The 20,412-nt window shown below is 70.1% G+C and carries 12 protein-coding genes; 11 read left to right on the top strand and 1 reads right to left on the bottom strand.

The genetic code is table 11. The features are described from left to right. Nucleotides 1–272 precede the first annotated feature (272 nt). The 7 genes from OG407_RS35010 (at nt 273) to OG407_RS34980 (ending at nt 10,671) form a co-directional block, all read left to right on the top strand. The gene (locus tag OG407_RS35010) at nt 273–1,292 is read left to right on the top strand and encodes an aldo/keto reductase (RefSeq protein WP_405863446.1); all 1,020 of its coding nucleotides are present in this window, start codon (nt 273–275) and stop codon (nt 1,290–1,292) included. Between the two features lie 47 nt (nt 1,293–1,339). Then, entirely contained in the window at nt 1,340–2,248 is a 909-nt protein-coding gene (locus OG407_RS35005; protein WP_405863444.1) for an alpha/beta hydrolase family protein, read from the top strand. Between the two features lie 163 nt (nt 2,249–2,411). After that, nucleotides 2,412–4,133 carry an ABC transporter ATP-binding protein gene (locus tag OG407_RS35000; RefSeq protein ID WP_405863442.1) on the top strand — a complete coding sequence of 574 codons (1,722 nt, stop codon included), beginning with the start codon at nt 2,412–2,414 and terminating at the stop codon, nt 4,131–4,133. Nucleotides 4,134–4,168: 35 nt separating this feature from the next. Further along, complete coding sequence (locus OG407_RS34995; protein ID WP_405868782.1) at nt 4,169–5,929, top strand: ABC transporter ATP-binding protein; 1,761 nt, start codon at nt 4,169–4,171, stop codon at nt 5,927–5,929. A gap of 210 nt (nt 5,930–6,139) precedes the next feature. After that, on the top strand, nt 6,140–8,167 hold the full coding sequence (locus tag OG407_RS34990; protein WP_405863440.1) for a M4 family metallopeptidase: 2,028 nt from the start codon (nt 6,140–6,142) through the stop codon (nt 8,165–8,167). A 256-nt stretch (nt 8,168–8,423) separates the two neighbouring features. Next, nucleotides 8,424–10,079, top strand: coding sequence for a M4 family metallopeptidase (locus OG407_RS34985; RefSeq protein WP_405863438.1), 1,656 nt, complete (start codon nt 8,424–8,426; stop codon nt 10,077–10,079). A gap of 82 nt (nt 10,080–10,161) precedes the next feature. Beyond that, nucleotides 10,162–10,671, top strand: coding sequence for a DUF1990 family protein (locus OG407_RS34980; protein ID WP_405863436.1), 510 nt, complete (start codon nt 10,162–10,164; stop codon nt 10,669–10,671). 143 nt (nt 10,672–10,814) lie between these two features. On the opposite strand, the gene OG407_RS34975 is transcribed toward OG407_RS34980, so the two are convergent. Then, nucleotides 10,815–13,433, bottom strand: coding sequence for a glycosyltransferase family 1 protein (locus OG407_RS34975; RefSeq protein ID WP_405863434.1), 2,619 nt, complete (start codon nt 13,431–13,433; stop codon nt 10,815–10,817). Nucleotides 13,434–13,655: 222 nt separating this feature from the next. Here OG407_RS34975 and OG407_RS34970 point away from each other — a divergent pair, with 222 nt between their 5' ends. The 4 genes from OG407_RS34970 to OG407_RS34955 all read left to right on the top strand — a co-directional run bounded on the left by OG407_RS34970 (nt 13,656) and on the right by OG407_RS34955 (nt 20,411). Beyond that, on the top strand, nt 13,656–14,882 hold the full coding sequence (locus OG407_RS34970) for a S8 family peptidase (RefSeq protein ID WP_405863432.1): 1,227 nt from the start codon (nt 13,656–13,658) through the stop codon (nt 14,880–14,882). 220 nt (nt 14,883–15,102) lie between these two features. Then, a complete protein-coding gene (locus OG407_RS34965) occupies nt 15,103–17,202 on the top strand; it encodes an alpha-1,4-glucan--maltose-1-phosphate maltosyltransferase (RefSeq protein ID WP_405863430.1) in 2,100 nt (699 codons plus the stop codon). Next, entirely contained in the window at nt 17,199–18,899 is a 1,701-nt protein-coding gene (gene treS, locus OG407_RS34960) for a maltose alpha-D-glucosyltransferase (protein ID WP_366489974.1), read from the top strand. Before OG407_RS34965 ends, treS begins: the two co-directional genes overlap by 4 nt. A 120-nt stretch (nt 18,900–19,019) precedes the next feature. Then, a complete protein-coding gene (locus tag OG407_RS34955) occupies nt 19,020–20,411 on the top strand; it encodes a maltokinase N-terminal cap-like domain-containing protein (protein WP_405863428.1) in 1,392 nt (463 codons plus the stop codon). Nucleotide 20,412 lies beyond the last annotated feature (1 nt).

Raw genomic sequence — 20,412 nt, 5'->3', positions numbered from 1 at the left:
CGCGACGGCCACGACGGCCACGTACAGCGGGGCTCTTCCCCGCACCGAGCACCCACTCCCCCGGCCAGGTCCGCACACCCCACCCCTCGTCGCCGCCATTCACAGCACCCCGCACCCCTGTGCCGCCGCGCGCCACCCCCCTCCACCCCTCTCCCCTCACCTCCCCTCATCTCCCCGCACCCCACCCCACCCCTCCCCGCTTGCGAACCGGAACCCCGTTCCGTATCGTTACCGGAACAACGTTCCGCTTACCCATCATGGAGGACGCAGTCATGCAATACCGCACCCTCGGCCGCACCGGCGTACAAGTCAGCACCCTCGCGCTCGGCGCCATGAACTTCGGCAGGATCGGGCGGACCACCCAGGAGGACGTCACCGCGATCGTCGACGCCGCTCTCGCGGGCGGGGTCAATCTCATCGACACCGCGGACGCGTACAGCGGCGGCGAGTCCGAGGAGCTGCTCGGCAAGGCGATCGCCGGCCGCCGCGACGACATCGTGCTGGCCACGAAGGCGAGCCTGCCGATGGGCGAGGAGCGCAACCATCAGGGAACCTCGCGCCGCTGGCTGGTCACCGAGCTGGACAACAGCCTGCGCAGGCTCGGCGTCGACCATGTCGACCTCTACCAGATCCACCGCTGGGACCCCCGCACCGGCGACGAGGAGACCCTCTCCGCGCTGACCGACCTCCAACGCGCCGGAAAGATCCGCTACTTCGGCTCCTCGACCTTCCCCGCGTACCGCATCGTCCAGGCACAGTGGGCCGCCCGCGAGAACCACCTGGGCCGTTACGTCACCGAGCAGCCCAGCTACTCGATCCTCCAGCGCGGGATCGAGACCCACGTACTGCCGGTGACCGAGGAGTACGGCCTCGGCGTCCTGGCCTGGAGCCCGCTCGCCTCGGGCTGGCTGTCCGGCGCGATCCGCGAGGGCCGGTCCATCACCACCAGCCGCTCCACGTTCATGCCGCAGCGCTACGACACCACCGTCCCCGCCAACCGCGCCAAGCTGGACGCCGTCGAGCAGCTGGCCAAGGTCGCCGACGAGGCCGGGCTCACGATGATCCAGCTCGCGCTCGGTTTCGTGACCGCGCACCCCGCCGTGACCAGCGCGCTGATCGGCCCCCGGACCCTGGACCACCTGCACAGCCAGCTAGCCGCCGCGGACACCGTGCTCTCCGCCGACGTACTCGACGCGATCGACACGATCGTCGCCCCCGGCACCGACCTCGCCGCCCACGAGAAGAACGACACCCCGCCCGCACTCCTCGACCCGGCCCTGCGCCGCCGCTGAGGCCCACCGGACAACAACCGGACAACAAAGAGAACGGAAGCACAGCCATGTCCGACCCGAACCCCGCGATCGTGTCCGTGAAGCCGGTCGTCCTGCCCGCCCCGGGCCGTGGTGAGGACCTCCAGGTCCGCGTCTCCGCGCCCGTGACCGGCGACGGTCTGCCCGTCGTCGTCTTCTCGCACGGCTTCGGCTGGTCGATGGACGGCTACGCCCCGCTGGCGGACCACTGGGCCGCGCACGGCTTCGTGGTCGTCCAGCCCACCCACCTCGACTCCAGGACGCTCGGCATCCCGCACGAGGACCCCCGCTTCCCGGAGATCTGGCGCATCCGCATCGAGGACCTCAAGCGCGTACTGGACGAACTCGACGTCCTGGAAGCCTCCGTGCCGGGCCTCGCGGGACGCCTCGACCACGACCGCATCGCCGTGGCCGGCCACTCCTGGGGCGCCCAGACGGCGAGCACGCTGCTGGGCGCCCGCGTCCTCGACCCCGACGGCGTCCCCGGCGAGGACCTGTCCGACCCCCGCGTGAAGGCGGGCGTGCTGCTCGCCCTGACCGGCCTGGGCGACGACCTGACCCCGTTCGCCGCCGAGCAACTCCCCTTCATGAGGCCGTCGTTCACCACGATGACCGCACCGGCGCTGATCGTCGCCGGAGACCACGACCAGTCCCGGCTCTCCACCCGCGGCCCGGACTGGTTCACCGACCCGTACACCTACAGCCCCGGCGACAAGACCCTGCTCACCCTCTTCGGCGCGGAGCACTCGCTGGGCGGCATCCCCGGCTACGAGGCAGCCGAGACGACGGACGAGAGCCCCGCCCGCGTCGCCCTGCTCCAACACCTCACCACGGCGTTCCTGCACAGCGCCCTCCACCCCGAGGACACCGGCTGGAAGGCGGCAGCCGCCGCACTGGACCAAGACCCCGCCCCCCTGGGGAAGTTGCAGAGCAAGTAACGGGTCCCAGGAGAACCACGCCTCCCCGCGTGCCGGCCCCTTGGCCTGCGGGCCCGCGATATTCGATGGGCAACCGCGCTCACGCTCGGTAATCTTCGTTGCCTCCAACCACCCCCGGATCGCTCACGGCTGCGCGCGCCCGGCAGCCCGAGCAAGGAGGCACATGATCGACGCGTACGAGGATCCCGGGACGCCCGACTGCCGGGGCGGCTGGCGGTTTCTGTGGTGGCTGGTGTGGCGGCAGCCGGGGCGGGCGGTGTCCGGGGCGCTGCTGTCGAGTGTGTGGATGGTGCTGATGGCGGCGGCGCCGTATCTGATGTCCCGAGCGGTTGACGACGGGCTGGTGCCGGGGGACATGGGCGCGCTGGCCTGGTGGACCGGGGCGCTGTTCGTGGTCGGGGCCGTCAACTCGTGGCTGAGCATCATGCGGCACCGCACGATGACCCGGGTCCGGATCGACGCCAACTTCCGTACGGTGAAGCTGATCGTCGGCCAGACGGTCCGGCTCGGCGCCGTGCTCTCCCGCCGGGCGCAGGCCGGTGAGGTGATCACCACCGGCGTCGGCGACGTGTGGACGATCGCCCAGTCCCTCACCGTCGTCGGCCCCGGCTTCGGCGCCCTCGTCGTCTACGGCGTGGTCGCGGGCGTGCTGCTGTCGATCTCGGCGCCGCTGGCCGCCGTAGTGCTGCTGGGTGTGCCGGTGATCGCGTTGCTCGCTGGGCCGTTGACGCTGCGGCTGCAGAGCGTGGAGACGGAGTACCGGGAGCGGCAGAGCGTGCTCACCGCGCGCATCGGTGACCTCGCGGGCGGCCTGCGTGTCCTCAACGGCCTTGGCGGCAAAGGGCTGTTCGCGGACGCGTTCCGCAGTGACTCGCAGCGGTTGCGCGCGCAGGGTTACCGGGTGGGCGCGGTGGCGAGCTGGGTGCAGGCGATCGGGGTCGGGCTGCCGACGCTGTTCCTCGCCGTGGTGACCTGGCTCGCGGCCCGGCTGGCGGCCCAAGGGCAGCTCAGCATCGGCGAGTTGGTCGCCGTGTATGGCTATGTCGCGGTGCTGATCGGCCCGGTGGCCTTCTTCGTGCAGATGGTCTACGAGTTGAGCCGGGGCGTGGTGTCCGCGCGGCGGGTCGTAGCGCTGCTGCGGCTCGAACCCGTGCCGGACCACGGGGAGTTGGACGCTCCCGCCGGGCCGGCCGTCCTGCACGATCCCGACTCGGGGGTGCGGGTGCTGCCGGGGCGGCTGACCGCGCTGGTCGGGGCGCGGCCCGCCGACGCGCTGGCCGTGGTGGACCGGCTCGGACGGTACGCGCCGTCCGTGGCGACCTGGGGCGGGGTGCGGCTCGACGGGATTCCGCTGGACCAGGTGCGGGCGCGGATCCTGGTCGCCGACAACGAGGCCGACCTGTTCGCGGGACCGCTGACGGAGGTCGTGTCCGGGCGCCACGAGCGGTCGGCGGAGGCGGTGGCGAAGGCCGTGCGCGCGTCCGCCGCCGACGACATCGTGCAGGGGCTGCCGGAGGGCCTGGACTCGGCGGTGGCCGCGCAGGGGCGCAGCCTCTCCGGGGGACAGCGTCAACGGGTGCGCCTGGTAAGGGCGTTGCTCGCCGAGCCGGAGGTGCTGCTCGCGGTGGAGCCGACCTCGGCCCTCGACGCGCACACGGAGGCGGCGGTCGCGCTACGGCTGCACGCGGAGCGCGCGGGCCGTACGACGATGGTGACCACGACGTCCCCGCTGGTCCTCGACCACGCCGACACCGTGCACTACCTGGTCGACGGCAAGGTCGCGGCCAGCGGCGGCCACCGCCGGCTGCTGGCCGAGGAGCCCGGCTACCGCGCGCTGGTGGCCCGGGACACGGAAGACGCGGAAGAGGAAGAGGTCGTACGGTGACGCGGTCCTCGTTGGCGAAGGGGACGCGGTCCTCACTGGCCAAGGGTCAACTGCCCGTCGCGGAACGGGCGGACGTACGGCGGGCAGCGCTGCGGCTCGTGCGGGCGGACCGGCGGGCGTTCGCCGTCGTGCTGGTGGTGAACGCGCTGGCCGCCGGGGCCGGGCTCGCCGGGCCGTGGCTGCTCGGGCGGATCGTGGACGACGTGCGGGCAGGCGCCGGGGTGGGGGTCGTGGACCGGCTGGCGCTCGTCATCGTGGCGTGTGCGCTGGCCCAGTTGCTGCTGGCGCGGTGGGCGCGGTACGTGGGGCACCGGTTCGGTGAGCGCACGCTGGCGCGGGTCCGGGAGGACTTCGTCGACCGGGCGCTGGCGCTGCCCGCGTCGGTGGTGGAGCGGGCCGGGACGGGTGACCTGACCGCGCGCGGCACGGCGGACGTGGCGATCGTGGGCACGACCCTGCGGGACGTCGGACCCGAACTGCTGGTCTGCTCGGTGCAGGCGCTGTTCGTGATGGGCGCGGTGTTCGCGCTCGACCCGCTGCTCGGGCTGTTCGGGGTGCTGGGGCTGACGCCGGTCTGGTTCGCGCTGCGCTGGTATCTGCGCCGGGCCCGGGACGGCTATCTCGCGGAGGGCGCGGCCAATTCGGAGGTCGCCGAGATCCTCACGGCGACCGTGGCCGGGGCGCGCACGGTGGAGGCGTTCCGACTCCAGGAGCGACGGGTCACCGCGAGCCGCGACACCCTGCGGACGGCGCTACGGAGTCGCCTGTACACGCTGTTCCTGCGGACGGTGTTCTTCCCGGCGGTCGAGGTGTCGTACACGATCCCGGTGGCGGGCGTGCTGTTCGTCGGCGGGTGGCTGCACGGGCGCGGGGAGGTGGGCCTGGGCGCGGTGGTGGCGGCGGCGCTGTATCTGCGCCAGTTCACCGAGCCGCTGGACCAGATCCTGATGCGGATCGAGCAACTCCAGAGCAGCGGCGCCTCGTTCGCCCGCGTGGAGGGGCTGGCCCGGGCGCCCCGCGCGGAGGGCGACGACGACGCCCCGGCCCCGGCGGACGACCGCATCGACGTGACGGGCGTGCGGTACGCCTACGAGCGCGGCGGCGAGGTGCTGCACGGCGTCGACCTGACCGTACGGCCGGGTGAACGGCTCGCGGTGGTCGGCCCGTCGGGCGCCGGGAAGACCACGCTGAGCCGGCTGCTGGCGGGCGTGGACGCGCCGACCGAGGGCACGGTGACGGTGGGCGGGGTGCCGGTCCACGGCCTCTCGCCGGAGACGCTGCGCCGCCAGGTCGTGCTGGTCACCCAGGAGCACCACGTGTTCCTGGGCTCGGTGCGCGACAACCTCCTGATCGCCGAACCTGCCGCCACGGACGAGGAGTTGTGGGCGGCGCTGACGGCGGTGGGTGCCGAGGAGTGGGTCCGGGACCTGCCGGACGGGCTCAACACCCGCCTCGGCCCGCGCGGTTCGGTCACGGACGGCTCACAGGCCCAGCAACTCGCCCTGGCCCGGGTCGTGTTGGCCGACCCGCACACGCTGATCCTGGACGAGGCGACGGCCCTGCTGGATCCGGCCACCGCCCGCCACACCGAGCGCGCCCTGGCCGCCGTACTGGAGGGCCGCACCGTCATCGCCATCGCCCACCGCCTGCACACCGCCCACGACGCGGACCGGGTCGCGGTGATGGAGAACGGCCTGCTGACCGAACTCGGCCCGCACGAGGAGCTGGTGGCGGCGGGCGGGGCGTACGCGGCGCTGTGGCATTCGTGGCACGGGGAGCCGCCGACGGCCACATGACCGGAAGGGGTCCGTATAGCGAACATGAACATCCGGACAACGAACGAATTCCGGCCAACATCCTGACGCGCTCCTGACAGAAAGCGCGGACTGGTGCCACTCTTCCCACTGGCGCTTCACAGCAACCCCACAGCTTCACACCAGTGATCACTGTGATCCCTGTGATCTCCCCTGGTCGCGTGATCCGCGACCGTCCTGAAGGAGTCAGTGTTGAGAAGCAATTCCTCGCGCAGACGCACCTCCCACATAGTCGCCGTAGCCGGCGTCACCGCTCTGCTCGCGGCGGCCGTCCAGGCCGGCGCGACCTCCTCCGCCGCTCCGGCCAAACCCCTTGCCAGCAAGGGGAATCCGGCACACACCGCAGTCTCCCTCTCCCCCTCGCAGCGCGCCGAGCTGCTCCGCGACGCCTCGTCGGCGCGGACCTCGACGGCCAAGGACATCGGCCTCGGCGCCAAGGAGGCGCTCGTCGTCCGTGACGTCATCAAGGACGCCGACGGCACGGTCCACACCCGCTACGAGCGCACCTACGGCGGACTCCCGGTCCTCGGCGGCGACCTGGTCGTCGACACCGCCAAGTCCGGCGCCACCGAGCGCGTCATCAAGGCGACGAACGCCACCATCGCGGTCGCCGACCTCACCCCGGACGTCACGACCGCCACCGCCGAGAAGCAGGCCGTCTCCCGCGCCAAGGCCCTCGGCTCCACCAAGTCGGCCGCCGACTCGGCCCGCAAGGTGATCTGGGCCGCGAGCGGCAAGCCCGTCCTCGCCTACGAGACGGTCGTCGGCGGCTTCCAGGACGACGGCACCCCGAACCAGCTGCACGTCATCACCGACGCGGCCACCGGCAAGAAGCTGTACGAGTACCAGGGCATCGAGAACGCCACCGGCACCGGCAACACCCAGTACAGCGGCTCGGTCCCGCTGACGACGACCCAGTCGGGCTCGAACTACACCCTGACCGACGGCGACCGCGGCGGCCACAAGACGTACAACCTGAACCACGGGACGTCCGGCACCGGCACCCTGTTCTCGCAGACCACCAACACCTGGGGCAACAGCACCACGTCGAACGCGGCGACGGCCGGCGCCGACGCGCACTACGGCGCGGCGGAGACCTGGGACTTCTACAAGAACACGTTCGGCCGCACCGGCATCAAGAACAACGGCGTCGGCGCCTACTCCCGTGTCCACTACGGGAATTCGTACGTGAACGCGTTCTGGGACGACAGCTGCTTCTGCATGACGTACGGCGACGGCTCCGGCAACGCGGACCCGCTGACCGCCCTCGACGTGGCGGGGCACGAGATGAGCCACGGCGTCACCTCCAACACCGCCGGGCTCAACTACTCCGGCGAGTCGGGCGGGTTGAACGAGGCGACCTCCGACATCTTCGGCACCGGCGTCGAGTTCTACGCCAACAACTCGACCGACGTGGGCGACTACCTCATCGGCGAGAAGATCGACATCAACGGCGACGGCACGCCGCTGCGTTACATGGACAAGCCGAGCAAGGACGGCGGCTCGGCGGACAGTTGGTACTCGGGGGTCGGCAACCTCGACGTGCACTACTCGTCGGGCATCGCCAACCACTTCTTCTACCTGCTGAGCGAGGGCAGCGGCGCCAAGGTCATCAACGGCGTCAGCTACAACTCGCCCACCTCGGACGGGCTTCCGGTCACCGGCATCGGCCGGGACAAGGCGCTGCAGATCTGGTACCGCGCGCTCACCACGAAGTTCACGTCCACCACCAACTACGCGGCGGCCCGCACCGGGACGCTGGCCGCGGCCGGTGAGCTGTACGGCACGACGGGCGCCGAGTACAAGGCCGTGCAGGACGCGTGGGCGGCCGTCGCGGTCGGTGCGCGCTCCGGTGGCGGTGGCGGTGGCGGCACGTCGTTCGAGAACACGGCCGACGTGTCGATTCCGGACAACGGGGCGGCGGTTACCTCCTCGGTCACCGTGTCCGGGCGGACGGGCAACGCGCCCACGAACCTCTCGGTCACGGTCGACATCGTGCACACCTGGCGCGGTGACCTGGTGATCGACCTGGTCGCTCCGGACGGGTCGACGTACCGCCTGAAGAACTCCAGCTCGTCCGACTCGGCGGACAACGTGCAGGCGACCTACACGGTCAACGCGTCCTCCGAAGTCGCCAACGGCGTCTGGAAGTTGAAGGTCCAGGACGTGGCAGCACAGGACACCGGCTACATCAACAGCTGGAAGCTTACGTTCCCGTAAAAACCAGCGGTCCACTTCCGGCCGCACGAACTGGGCGCCGCCTCGGGGTTTCAACTCCGGGGCGGCGCCCTGTTGTGGACGTTTACATGGCCGCAATGTTTCCCGGACAGTCGATTTTCAGCCAACATCACTTGGGGGTCCTGACATGTACGCGCCCCTGATGCCACTCTTCCCTCACGCCGCTTCAGCACAGCCAATTCACAACCGCTCCGGTCAGTAACCCCACACTGCCGGACTCCCCCACAGAGGAGCTTGCGTGACCCCCCTCTACGCGCGTCACAAGCGCACCACCCTGGCCATCGCCACCGCGGTCGCCGCCGGAGCACTGCTCGCCACCGGTGTCTCCACCGGTGCCTCCGCCCAGCCCGCCGCGGCCAAGCCGGCGCCCCTCGCCGCCGCGCCGCAGCTGCTCTCCAACTCCGCGCGCACCGCGCTGGTCCAGGAGAAGCAGGCCGCGGCGCCCGAGACCGCCCAGCAGATAGGCCTCGGCACCAAGGAGAAGCTGGTCGTCAAGGACGTCGTCAAGGACGTCGACGGCACGCTCCACACCCGCTACGAGCGCACCTACGCGGGCCTCCCGGTTCTCGGTGGCGACCTGGTCGTGCACACCGCGCCGTCGGGCAAGACCGAGGGTGTCACCAAGGCGCACGCGGCGGCCATCAAGGTCGCCACCGTCACGCCGAAGATCTCCACCGCCAAGGCCGAGAAGCAGGCGCTGACCATCGCCAAGGCCGCCGGCTCCGACAAGACCGCCGCCGACGGTGCCCGCAAGGTCATCTGGGCCGGCTCCGGCACCCCCGTCCTCGCCTACGAGACGATCGTCGGCGGCTTCCAGGACGACGGCACCCCCAACCAGCTGCACGTCATCACCGACGCGGCCACCGGCAAGAAGCTCTTCGAGTACCAGGGCATCGAGAACGCCACCGGCACCGGCAAGACCCTGTACTCGGGCACCGTCAGCCTCACCACCACGCTGTCGGGCACGACGTACTCGCTGACCGACGCCTCGCGCGGCAGCCACAAGACGTACAACCTGAAGCACGGGACGTCCGGCACCGGCACCCTCTTCACCAACACCACCAACACGTGGGGCACCGGCGCCGCGTCCAGCTCCACCACGGACGTGACCGCCGCCGCGGACGCCGCCTACGGCGCCCAGGAGACGTGGGACTTCTACAAGGACACGTTCGGCCGCAGCGGCATCAAGAACAACGGTGTCGGCGCCTACTCCCGTGTCCACTACGGCAGTTCGTACGTGAACGCGTTCTGGGACGACAGCTGCTTCTGCATGACGTACGGCGACGGGTCGAGCAACACCCACCCGCTCACCTCGCTCGACGTGGCCGGCCACGAGATGAGCCACGGCGTCACCTCCAACACCGCGGGCCTGAACTACTCGGGCGAGTCCGGCGGCCTGAACGAGGCGACCTCGGACATCTTCGGCACCGGCGTGGAGTTCTACGCCAACAACTCGTCCGACGTGGGCGACTACCTCATCGGCGAGAAGATCAACATCAACGGCGACGGCACCCCGCTGCGCTACATGGACAAGCCGAGCAAGGACGGCGGCTCGAAGGACTCCTGGTCCTCCACCGTCGGCAACCTCGACGTGCACTACTCGTCGGGCGTCGCCAACCACTTCTTCTACCTCCTGTCCGAGGGCAGCGGCGCGAAGACCATCAACGGCGTGAGCTACAACTCGCCCACGTCCAACGGCTCCACGGTCACCGGCATCGGCCGCGCCAAGGCGCTGCAGATCTGGTACAAGGCCCTGACGACGTACTTCACGTCCACCACCAAGTACGCGGGCGCCCGCACCGGCACGCTCTCGGCGGCGGCGGCACTGTACGGCTCCGGTTCCACCGAGTACAACGCGGTGGCCGCGGCCTGGTCGGCCGTCAACGTCAGCTGACGACAGCCGAGTTGACAGCCAAGTGACCAGGGCGGTACCCGGAGCGAAGGCAATTCCGGGTACCGCCCTACTCTTGGGTTCCATGTCCTTCACGTACGACGACGTCGGCGCGACCCGCGAACGCGGCTTCTGCCCCCCGGGCTTCCACCCCCTGTATGTGCGCACCCGGATCGGCGAGGGCGAGAAGGTCTTCCGCCGGGCCGCCGAAGCGGTCCTGACCTGGGAACTCCACCGCGAGATAGGCGTGGGCATCGAGGCGACTGCGGAAAAGGCGGCCCCCGGCGTGGACGTAACGGTCACCCTGGCCGGCCTCATCAAGGCCCCCTGCCGCATCGTCTGGACGGTGGAGGAACACCGCCGGGCGGGCTGGGCCTACGGCACCCTCCCCGGCCACCCCGAATCCGGCGAGGAAGCCTTCGTCGTCGACCGCACAGGCGACGGCACAGTCTGGCTGACGGTCTCCGCCTTCAGCCGGGGCGCCAAGTGGTACGCCCGCCTGGGCGGCCCGGCAACCCGAGGCTTGCAGCACGCGTACGCGCGAAAGATCGGCAGCACGCTGCGCCAGATGTGCGCGCCTTATTCGGAGGTGTAGAGGGGCGCGGGGCTGTGACATTCGCGGCTCTGCCGCGTAGCCGAAGTCCGGCGCTCGCGACAGCGCCTTTAAGGGGCGCGGGGAACTGCGCGACCAGCCCCCACCGGCCCCGCAGCCAAAGCACCGGACTTCCCGACGGAGTGCTACCGCATCAAAACCCCGGCCCCCTCCACCCCGTCCTCGGAGGGCACCGCCACCAACCCCAACTCCGCACCGGACGCCAGCAGTCGGTGCGCGGGCAGGATCCGGACCGTGTACCCGTAGGGCCCGGTGCGATCAAGGGCGAGCGGCCCCTCGTACAACCAGTGCCCCTCCGCATCCGGACCCCCCGCCGGCTTCAAGGGGACCGTAGTCGCGTCGCCGATCCGGTCCTCCGGATCCACCCGCCCCGACACCGCCTGCACTTCCACGTCGTCCGGGGCGAGGCCCGCCAGCCCCACCCGCACCCGGAGATTGAGCGTCGTACCGAGTTCGGCAGTGGCCGTAGCCGCAGACGTCTCCACGTGATCGACGGTCACCCCATGCCAAGCGGCCCGCACCCGCCCCTTCCAGGCGGCCAGTTCACGAGCCGCGTCCGGGGTCATGGCGCGATGGGCATGGGCCGCGGGGCCGTACAGCCGCTCCACGTACTCCCGGACCATGCGCCCGGCAAGGACCTTCGGACCCAGCAACGTCAACGTCTGGCGGACCATCTCGATCCAGCGGTCCGGCAGCCCGTCCTGACCTCGCTCGTAGAAACGCGGAGTGACCCGCTGTTCGAGGAGGTCGTAGAGGGCCGCGGCCTCCACGTCGTCCCGGTGGTCGGGATCCGTGCCCGTGCCGTCCGCCGTGGGGATCGCCCAGCCGAAGTCGGGCTGGAACCACTCGTCCCACCAGCCGTCCAGCACCGAGAGGTTGAGGCAGCCGTTCAGGGCCGCCTTCATCCCGCTCGTGCCGCACGCCTCCAGCGGGCGCAGCGGGTTGTTCAGCCAGATGTCGCAGCCGGGGTACAGCTTCTGCGCCATCGCCATGCCGTAGTCGGGCAGGAACACGATCCGGTGCCGGACGCGCGGGTCGTCCGCGAACTTCACCAGCTCCTGCACCAGCCGCTTGCCCCCGTCGTCCGCCGGGTGCGCCTTGCCCGCCACCACGATCTGGATCGGGTGATCGGGGTGCAGGAGGAGGTCCATCAGCCGGTCCCGGTCGCGCAGCATCAACGTCAGGCGTTTGTACGACGGGACACGGCGCGCGAATCCGATCGTGAGGACGTCGGGGTCGAGGACACCGTCGATCCACCCCAACTCGGCCGATCCCGCGCCGCGTTGACGCCAGGACGCGCGGAGCCGCTCCCGTACCTCCACCACCAACTGCTCGCGCAGATCGCGGCGCAGTTCCCAGATGTCCTGGTCCGGGATCTCCGCGACCGCGTCCCAGCGGTCCGAACCGCCCACCGTCAGCGCGTCCTCGGTGCGCTGGGCGCCGATCTGCCGCGCGCCCAGCCGGAACACCTCGGGGGCGACCCAGGTCGGCGCGTGCACTCCGTTGGTCACGGAGGTGATCGGCACCTCCTCCGCGTCGAACCCGGGCCAGAGACCGGAGAACATCTCGCGGCTCACCTGACCGTGCAACAGGGAGACGCCATTGGCCCGTTGACCCAGCCGCAGGCCCATCACGGCCATGTTGAAGAGGTTGGGTTCGCCGCCCGGGTAGGTCTCCATGCCGAGGCTCAGGATGTGCTGGACGTCCAGGCGCGGGAGTTCGGCCTCGGAACCGAAGTGCCGGGCCACCAGCTCCCGGTCGAAACGGTCGATTCCGGCCGGTACGGGCGTGTGCGTGGTGAACACCGTGCCGGCCCGCACCGCCTCAAGCCCCGCGTCGAAGTCCAGCCCCGCGTCGCAGAGTTCGGCGATCCGCTCCAGGCCGAGGAAGCCCGCGTGTCCCTCGTTCGTGTGGAACACCTCGGGCTCGGGGTGACCGGTGAGGCGGCAGTACGTCCGTACCGCCCGCACACCCCCTATGCCGAGCAACATCTCCTGAAGCAACCGGTGTTCGCTGCCGCCGCCGTAGAGGACATCGGTCACGCCGCGTTCGCCGACGTCGTTCTCCTCGACGTCCGAGTCGAGCATCAGCAGCGGCACCCGGCCGACCTGCGCGAGCCAGATCCGGGCGCGCAGCGAACGCCCGCCGGGCAGCGCCAGGGCGACCTGGGCCGGGGAACCGTCCTCCTCCCGCAGCAGCGCGACCGGGAGTTCGTTGGGATCGAGGACGGGATAGTGCTCCTGCTGCCAGCCGTCCCGGGACAGCGACTGGCGGAAGTAGCCGTGCCGGTAGAGGAGTCCGACGCCGATCAGCGGTACGCCGAGGTCGCTGGCCGATTTGAGATGGTCGCCGGCGAGGATGCCGAGGCCGCCGGAGTACTGCGGCAGGGCGGCCGTCACGCCGAACTCGGGGGAGAAGTAGGCGACGGCGGCGGGCAGTTCACCGGACTGGGCCTGGTACCAGCGGTCACCGCCCACGTAGTCGGCGAGGTCGCCCGCGACCTCGGTGAGCCGGCGCAGGAAACGGCCGTCCTCGGCCAGCTCCGCGAGCCGCTCGGCGGAGACGCTGCCGAGGAGTCGTACGGGATCGCGTTCCGAGGCGGCCCAGCGCTCGGGATCGACGGACTGGAAGAGATCACGGGTGTCGGCGTGCCAGGACCAGCGCAGATTGCGCGCCAGATCGCTGAGAGGTCGGAGGGGTTCGGGGAGAACGGGACGGACGGTGAATCGACGGATCGCCTTCACAGCTCCACCTCGGCGCTTCGCTGGATGACACACGGCTATGTGTGTCGTCGTGTGTGATGACGGTACCGGTGATGGTGTGGGCGTTGCTGGGGGCTTCGCCGCCAGACCCCAACGGGCTGATTACTACCGCCCTGAACTAATAAGGGCCCCTCATGCGCCCTTGTGGTGCTTCGCGCCTCACGAGAGGCTGCCCAGTGGAGAGTTGAAGGAGGGGAACTCGACATGGCACGGACGCGCACGCGGCGTCTGCGTCGGGCGGGGGGTCTGACCGCGGTCATCACGGCCGCGGTCGTTTCGGCCATCACCCTGCCCGCGCACGCCGCACCGGAGGGGACCATACTCGGCGCCGGTGAACCCGGTTCCGTCAGCGGCAGTTACCTGGTGACGTTGAAAGGGGGGACGAAGGCTCCGTCGACGGCGGGCAAGGGCCTTGCCGAGAAGTACGGGGCGAAAATAAGCCACACCTACGGCACGGCCCTCAACGGCTACGCCATCAAGGCGAACGAGAGACAGGCGAGACTCCTCGCGGCGGACGCGCGGGTCGCCTCGGTCTACCAGGACACCCGCGTCACCCTGGACGGCAGCAGCCGTGGCGCCGCGAACCGCGTCCAGCGCAATCCGCCGTCCTGGGGCCTCGACCGGCTCGACCAGCCGAGCCTGCCGCTGAGCAAGAGCTACACCTCGCCGGTGTCCGGGGGCAGCGGGGTGACGGTGTACGTGATCGACACCGGCATCCGCATCACCCACAAGGACTTCGACGGCCGGGCGAGCTACGGCTGGGACTTCGTCGACGACGACGCCACCGCCCAGGACGGCAACGGCCACGGCACCCATGTCGCCAGCACGATCGCCGGCACCACGTACGGGGTCGCCAAGAAGGCCAAGGTCGTCGCCGTACGGGTCCTCGACAACGCCGGAGCCGGTACGACCTCGCAGGTCATCGCCGGTATCGACTGGGTCACCCGGCACGCGCACAAGCCCGCGGTCGCCAACCTCAGCCTCGGCGGCATCCGCAACGCCCAGCTGGACGCGGCCGTACGCAATTCGATCGCCTCCGGTGTCACGTACACGGTCGCGGCGGGCAACGACGGACAGCAGGCCGGCCGGTACTCCCCCGCGGACGTGAAGGAGGCCATCACGGTCGGCGCCACCGACAGGACCGACGCCCGGGCGGCCTTCTCGAACGTCGGCCCGGCCGTCGACCTGTTCGCCCCGGGCGTCTCGATCACCTCCGCGTCGTACGCGAGCGACACGGGGAAGGCGACCTTCTCCGGTACGTCGATGGCGTCCCCGCACGCGGCCGGCGCGGCGGCCGTCTATCTCGCCGGTCACCCGCGTGCCACCCCGGCACAGGTCTCCGCCGCACTCGTCGCGGGGGCGGTTTCCGGGAAGGTGTCCGGCGCGGGGCCCGGTTCGCCGGACAAACTTCTGCAAGTACCGCGGTCGTAGTGCGAGAGTGACGGCTCCGGCCCCGTTCGCCCTGGACGGGGCCGGATCTTTCTGTGGAGATCTGCGCGTAAGTAGTTAGCAACCTGCCGGATTGCTAACCCGAATAGGGTGGGAAGGCTCCACCGGTACGCCCCCCAGACGCACCACGGGATCTCCTTCGCAGGACCCACCTCCCCACATCCATCCGCCCACACCCACGTTGACGCGGACAGGAGCGGTCATGCCCGCCACGCACCACTCGTCACCACCCCCGACATCCGGCACGGCCACGCCCCCCGTGCGCCCCGCCGGCACGGCACCACCCGCCCCGGAGCCACCCTCCGCGGACGGCACATCGCCCGGCATCGGACGCATCCCCGTCCTCGATGTCCGGCCGGTCGTCCAGCACGGCCACCGGTCCGCCAAGGCGGTGACCGGTGAGGCGTTCGAGGTATCGGCCATCGTCTTCCGCGAGGGCCACGACGCGGTCGCCGCCAACGCCGTCCTCCACGACCCGGACGGCCGCCCCGGCCCGTGGACCCCGATGCGGGAGCTCGCCCCGGGCTCCGACCGCTGGGGCGCCACGGTCACACCCGGCGAACCCGGCCGGTGGACCTACACCGTGGAGGCCTGGAGCGACCCGGTCGCCACCTGGCGCCACCACGCCCAGATCAAGATCCCGGCCGGCATGGACACGGAGCTGGTCCTGGAGGAGGGCGCGCGGCTGTACGAACGCGCCATCTCCGGCGTCCCGAAGGGCAAGGGCCTCCGCCCCGTCCTCCGCGCCGCCGTCACCGCCCTCCGCGACGAGACCCGCCCACCCGCGTCCCGCCTCGCCGCCGCGCTGACGCCGGAGGTGGACGGGGTACTGGCCCGGTATCCGTTGCGGGAACTGGTCACGACCTCCGAGCCCAGGCCCCTGCTCGTCGAGCGGGAGCGGGCCCTCTACGGCGCCTGGTACGAGTTCTTCCCGCGCTCCGAGGGCACCCCGGCCCAGCCCCACGGCACCTTCCGCACGGCGGCGAAACGCCTGGACGGCATCGCCGCGATGGGCTTCGACGTCGTCTACCTGCCGCCGATCCACCCCATCGGGAGCACCTTCCGCAAGGGCCCGAACAACACCCTGTCCGCAGGGCGGGAGGACGTCGGCGTCCCCTGGGCGATCGGCTCACCCGAGGGCGGGCACGACGCGATCCACCCGCAGCTGGGCACGCTGGAGGACTTCGACGCGTTCGTCGCGCGGGCCGCCGAGCTGGGCATGGAGATCGCACTCGACTTCGCCCTCCAGTGCTCACCCGACCACCCCTGGGTGGAGAAGCACCCGGAGTGGTTCCACCACCGCCCCGACGGGACGATCGCGTACGCGGAGAACCCGCCGAAGAAGTACCAGGACATCTACCCGATCGCCTTCGACCGGGACCTGGACGGCCTCATCGCGGAGACCGTCCGCGTGCTGCGGCACTGGATGGACCACGGGGTACGGATCTTCCGCGTGGACAACCCGCACACCAAGCCGGTCGTGTTCTGGGAACGGGTGATCGCCGAGATCAACGGCACCGACCCGGACATCATCTTCCTGGCCGAGGCATTCACACGCCCCGCGATGATGGCCACCCTGGCGCAGGTCGGGTTCCAGCAGTCGTACACCTACTTCACCTGGCGCAACACGAAGCAGGAACTCACCGAGTATCTGGGCGAGTTGTCGGGCGAGGCGGCGGCCTACATGCGGCCGAACTTTTTCGTCAACACCCCGGACATCCTGCACGAGTTCCTCCAGGACGGTGGCCGCCCCGCCTTCGAACTGCGCGCGGTCCTCGCCGCCACCCTCGCCCCGACGTGGGGGGTGTACAGCGGGTATGAGTTGTGCGAGAACACACCGTTGCGGCCCGGCAGCGAGGAGTATCTCAACTCCGAGAAGTACCAACTCCGTCCCCGCGACTGGGTGTCGGCCGAGCGGGAAGGACGTAGCATCGCGCCATTGCTGGGCAAGTTGAACGACATCCGGCGTCGCAGCCCGGCGTTGCGGCAGCTGCGCGACCTCCACTTCCACGATGTGGATCAGGAGGCGGTGATCGCGTACTCGAAGCGGAGCGGTTCGAACACGGTTCTGGTGGTCGCGAACCTCGACCCTCACCACACCCAGGAGGCCACGGTCTCGTTGGACATGCCGCAACTCGGCCTGGAATGGCACGAGTCGGTGCCGGTGCGCGACGAGCTCACCGGTGAGACCTATCACTGGGGCAGGGCCAACTATGTGCGCCTGGAGCCGGGTAACCGGCCCGCACACATCCTCACCGTCCTGCGACCGTCCCCGCAGATCGGAGGGTCACCCACCATATGATCGTCAACGAGCCCGTCCCGGACACCTTCGAGGACACTCCCGCCAAGGACCGGGACCCCGAGTGGTTCAAACGCGCCGTCTTCTACGAGGTCCTGGTCCGCTCCTTCCAGGACAGCAACGGCGACGGCGTCGGTGACCTCAAGGGCATCACCGCCAAACTCGACTACCTCCAGTGGCTCGGCGTCGACTGCCTCTGGCTACCGCCCTTCTTCAAATCCCCCCTGCGGGACGGCGGTTACGACGTCTCGGACTACACCGCCGTACTCCCCGAATTCGGCGACCTGGCCGACTTCGTCGAGTTCGTCGACTCCGCCCACCAGCGGGGCATGCGCGTCATCATCGACTTCGTCATGAACCACACCAGCGACCAGCACCCGTGGTTCCAGGAGTCGAGGAAAGACCCCGACGGCCCGTACGGCGACTACTACATGTGGGCCGACGACGACAAGCAGTACCCCGACGCCCGCATCATCTTCGTCGACACCGAAGCCTCCAACTGGACCTTCGACCCGGTCCGCAAGCAGTACTTCTGGCACCGCTTCTTCTCCCACCAGCCGGACCTCAACTACGAGAACCCGGCCGTACAGGAAGAGATCATCTCGGCGCTGAAGTTCTGGCTGGACCTGGGCATCGACGGCTTCCGGCTGGACGCGGTCCCGTACCTGTTCGCGGCCGAGGGCACCAACTGCGAAAACCTTCCGGCAACCCACGAGTTCCTGCGGCGGGTGCGCAAGGAGATCGACGCGCAGTACCCCGACACGGTGGTGCTGGCCGAGGCGAACCAGTGGCCCGAGGACGTCGTCGACTACTTCGGCGACTTCCAGAGCGGCGGCGACGAATGCCACATGGCATTCCACTTCCCGGTGATGCCGAGGATCTTCATGGCGGTCCGCCGGGAGTCCCGCTACCCCGTCTCGGAGATCCTGGCCAAGACCCCGGCGATCCCGTCCAGCTGCCAGTGGGGCATCTTCCTGCGCAACCACGACGAGCTGACCCTGGAGATGGTCACCGACGAGGAACGCGACTACATGTGGGCCGAGTACGCGAAGGACCCGCGTATGCGCGCCAACATCGGCATCCGCAGGCGCCTGGCCCCTCTCCTGGACAACGACCGCAACCAGATCGAACTGTTCACGGCCCTGCTCCTGTCCCTCCCCGGCTCGCCGATCCTCTACTACGGCGACGAGATCGGCATGGGCGACAACATCTGGCTCGGCGACCGCGACGCCGTGCGCACGCCGATGCAGTGGACACCGGATCGCAACGCAGGTTTTTCGTCCTGTGACCCCGGCCGACTGTCGCTGCCGACCATCATGGACCCCGTCTACGGCTACCAGGTCACCAACGTCGAGGCGTCGATGTCGTCGCCCTCGTCGCTGCTGCACTGGACGCGCCGCATGATCGAGATCCGTAAGCAGAACCTGGCGTTCGGGCTGGGTTCGTACCGGGAGCTGCCGTCGTCCAATCCGGCGGTGATCGCGTTCCTGCGCGAGTACGAGGACGACCTCGTGCTGTGCGTGAACAACTTCTCCCGGTTCGCGCAGCCGACGGAACTGGACCTGCGGGCGTTCAATGGGAGGCATCCGGTCGAACTGTTCGGCGGGGTGCGTTTTCCGGCCGTAGGAGAGCTGCCGTACTTGCTGACGCTGGCGGGGCACGGCTTCTACTGGTTCCGGCTCCGCAAGGAAGCCGCCTAGATCGCTGCCGGATCCGGGCTGGATCCCGGTGGGGCGGGGCGGTTTCGGTTTCCCCCGCCCCGCCCGGGGCACGCAACAGTGACACCCCGACCCACCCCCGGGGAAAGGAATGTGACACCTATGGCGGAGACTGTCACAATTTCCGGCCGGACCAGTCCGGGTCCCGGTCCGGACCTCCTCGCGTCACTGGACCCCCTCCTGCGGGAGTGGCTGCCCAGGCAACGATGGTTCGCGGGCAAGGGCCGTCCCGTCACAGGTTTCACGCTGGTGGCGGCGACCGAGCTGCTTCCGCTGGACGGCAACAAGCCAGGCCTCCACCACCTCCTGGTCCAGGCCCACCAATCCCCCAACCCCGGCGACTGCTACCAACTCCTCATAGGCGTGCGCGAGGCGCTGCCACCCCGGCTCGCGCCCGCGCTCATCGGACATGTGGAGGAGGGCCCGCTCGCCGGTCACACGGTGTACGAGGCCCTGTACGACCCCCGGCCCGCCGAGGTGCTCCTGGAGGCGTTGCGCACCCAGGCCCGCATCGGCGGGCTGCGCTTCGAACGGGCTCCGGACGCCCCGGACATCGCCCCCGGCCTGACCCCGCGCCTGATGACGGCCGAACAGTCCAATTCATCGGTGGTCTACGGCGATACGTACATCCTGAAACTGCTGCGCCGGATAGTCCCCGGCACCAACCCGGACCTGGAACTCCCGCTGGCTCTCGCCCTGGAGGGCTGCCCCCGGGTACCGGCCCCGACGGCGTGGCTACGGGCGGAGTTCGCCGACAAGCCCTACGTCCTGGGAGTCCTCCAACCTTTCGTGCAGGGCGCGGCGGACGGCTGGGAACTGGCGCTGAGCGAGTTGTCCAAGGGCGAGGACTTCGGCGCGGAGGCGAGGTCGCTGGGCAGGGCGACGGCGGAGGTCCATGTGGCCTTGGCACGAGCGCTGCCGACGATGACGTTGGGCCACGCGCAACTGGAACAGCTGGTCACCGGCATGACCGACCGCCTGGACGCGGCGGCACAGGCGGTCCCGGCACTCCGCCCGTACGCCCCGGGCCTGCACTCGGCGTTCTCAGCGCTGGGAGACTTGGCGGCGGAGGGTGTGACCTGGACCGCCCAACGCATCCACGGCGACCTGCACCTGGGCCAGTGCCTGCACTCGCCCTCCGGGGAATGGTCCCTGATCGACTTCGAGGGCGAGCCGTCCAGGCCCCTCGCGGAACGCCGTATGCCCCAGCCTCCGGTACGGGACATCGCGGGGATGCTCCGTTCCTTCGACTACGCGGCCCACTCGACGACACCGGCGGCGCCGGGCTGGGCGGACATGTGCCGGGCGGCGTACTGCTCGGGGTACGCGGAGGTGACGGGGGTGGATCCGCGGACGGATCCGGTGCTGCTGCGCGCGTACGAGACGGACAAGGCGATCTACGAAGTCCTCTACGAGGCCCGCCATCGTCCCGACTGGCTCCCGGTCCCCTTGTCAGCGGCCCGCCGCCTGGCCAACCCCGACCCCACCACCTGAC

The sequence above is a fragment of the Streptomyces sp. NBC_01515 genome (genome assembly GCF_045040345.1).
Lineage (GTDB): Bacteria > Actinomycetota > Actinomycetes > Streptomycetales > Streptomycetaceae > Streptomyces.
The sequence above is the reverse complement of the archived record's forward strand: the minus strand, read 5'-3'. Positions and strand labels throughout refer to the sequence as shown.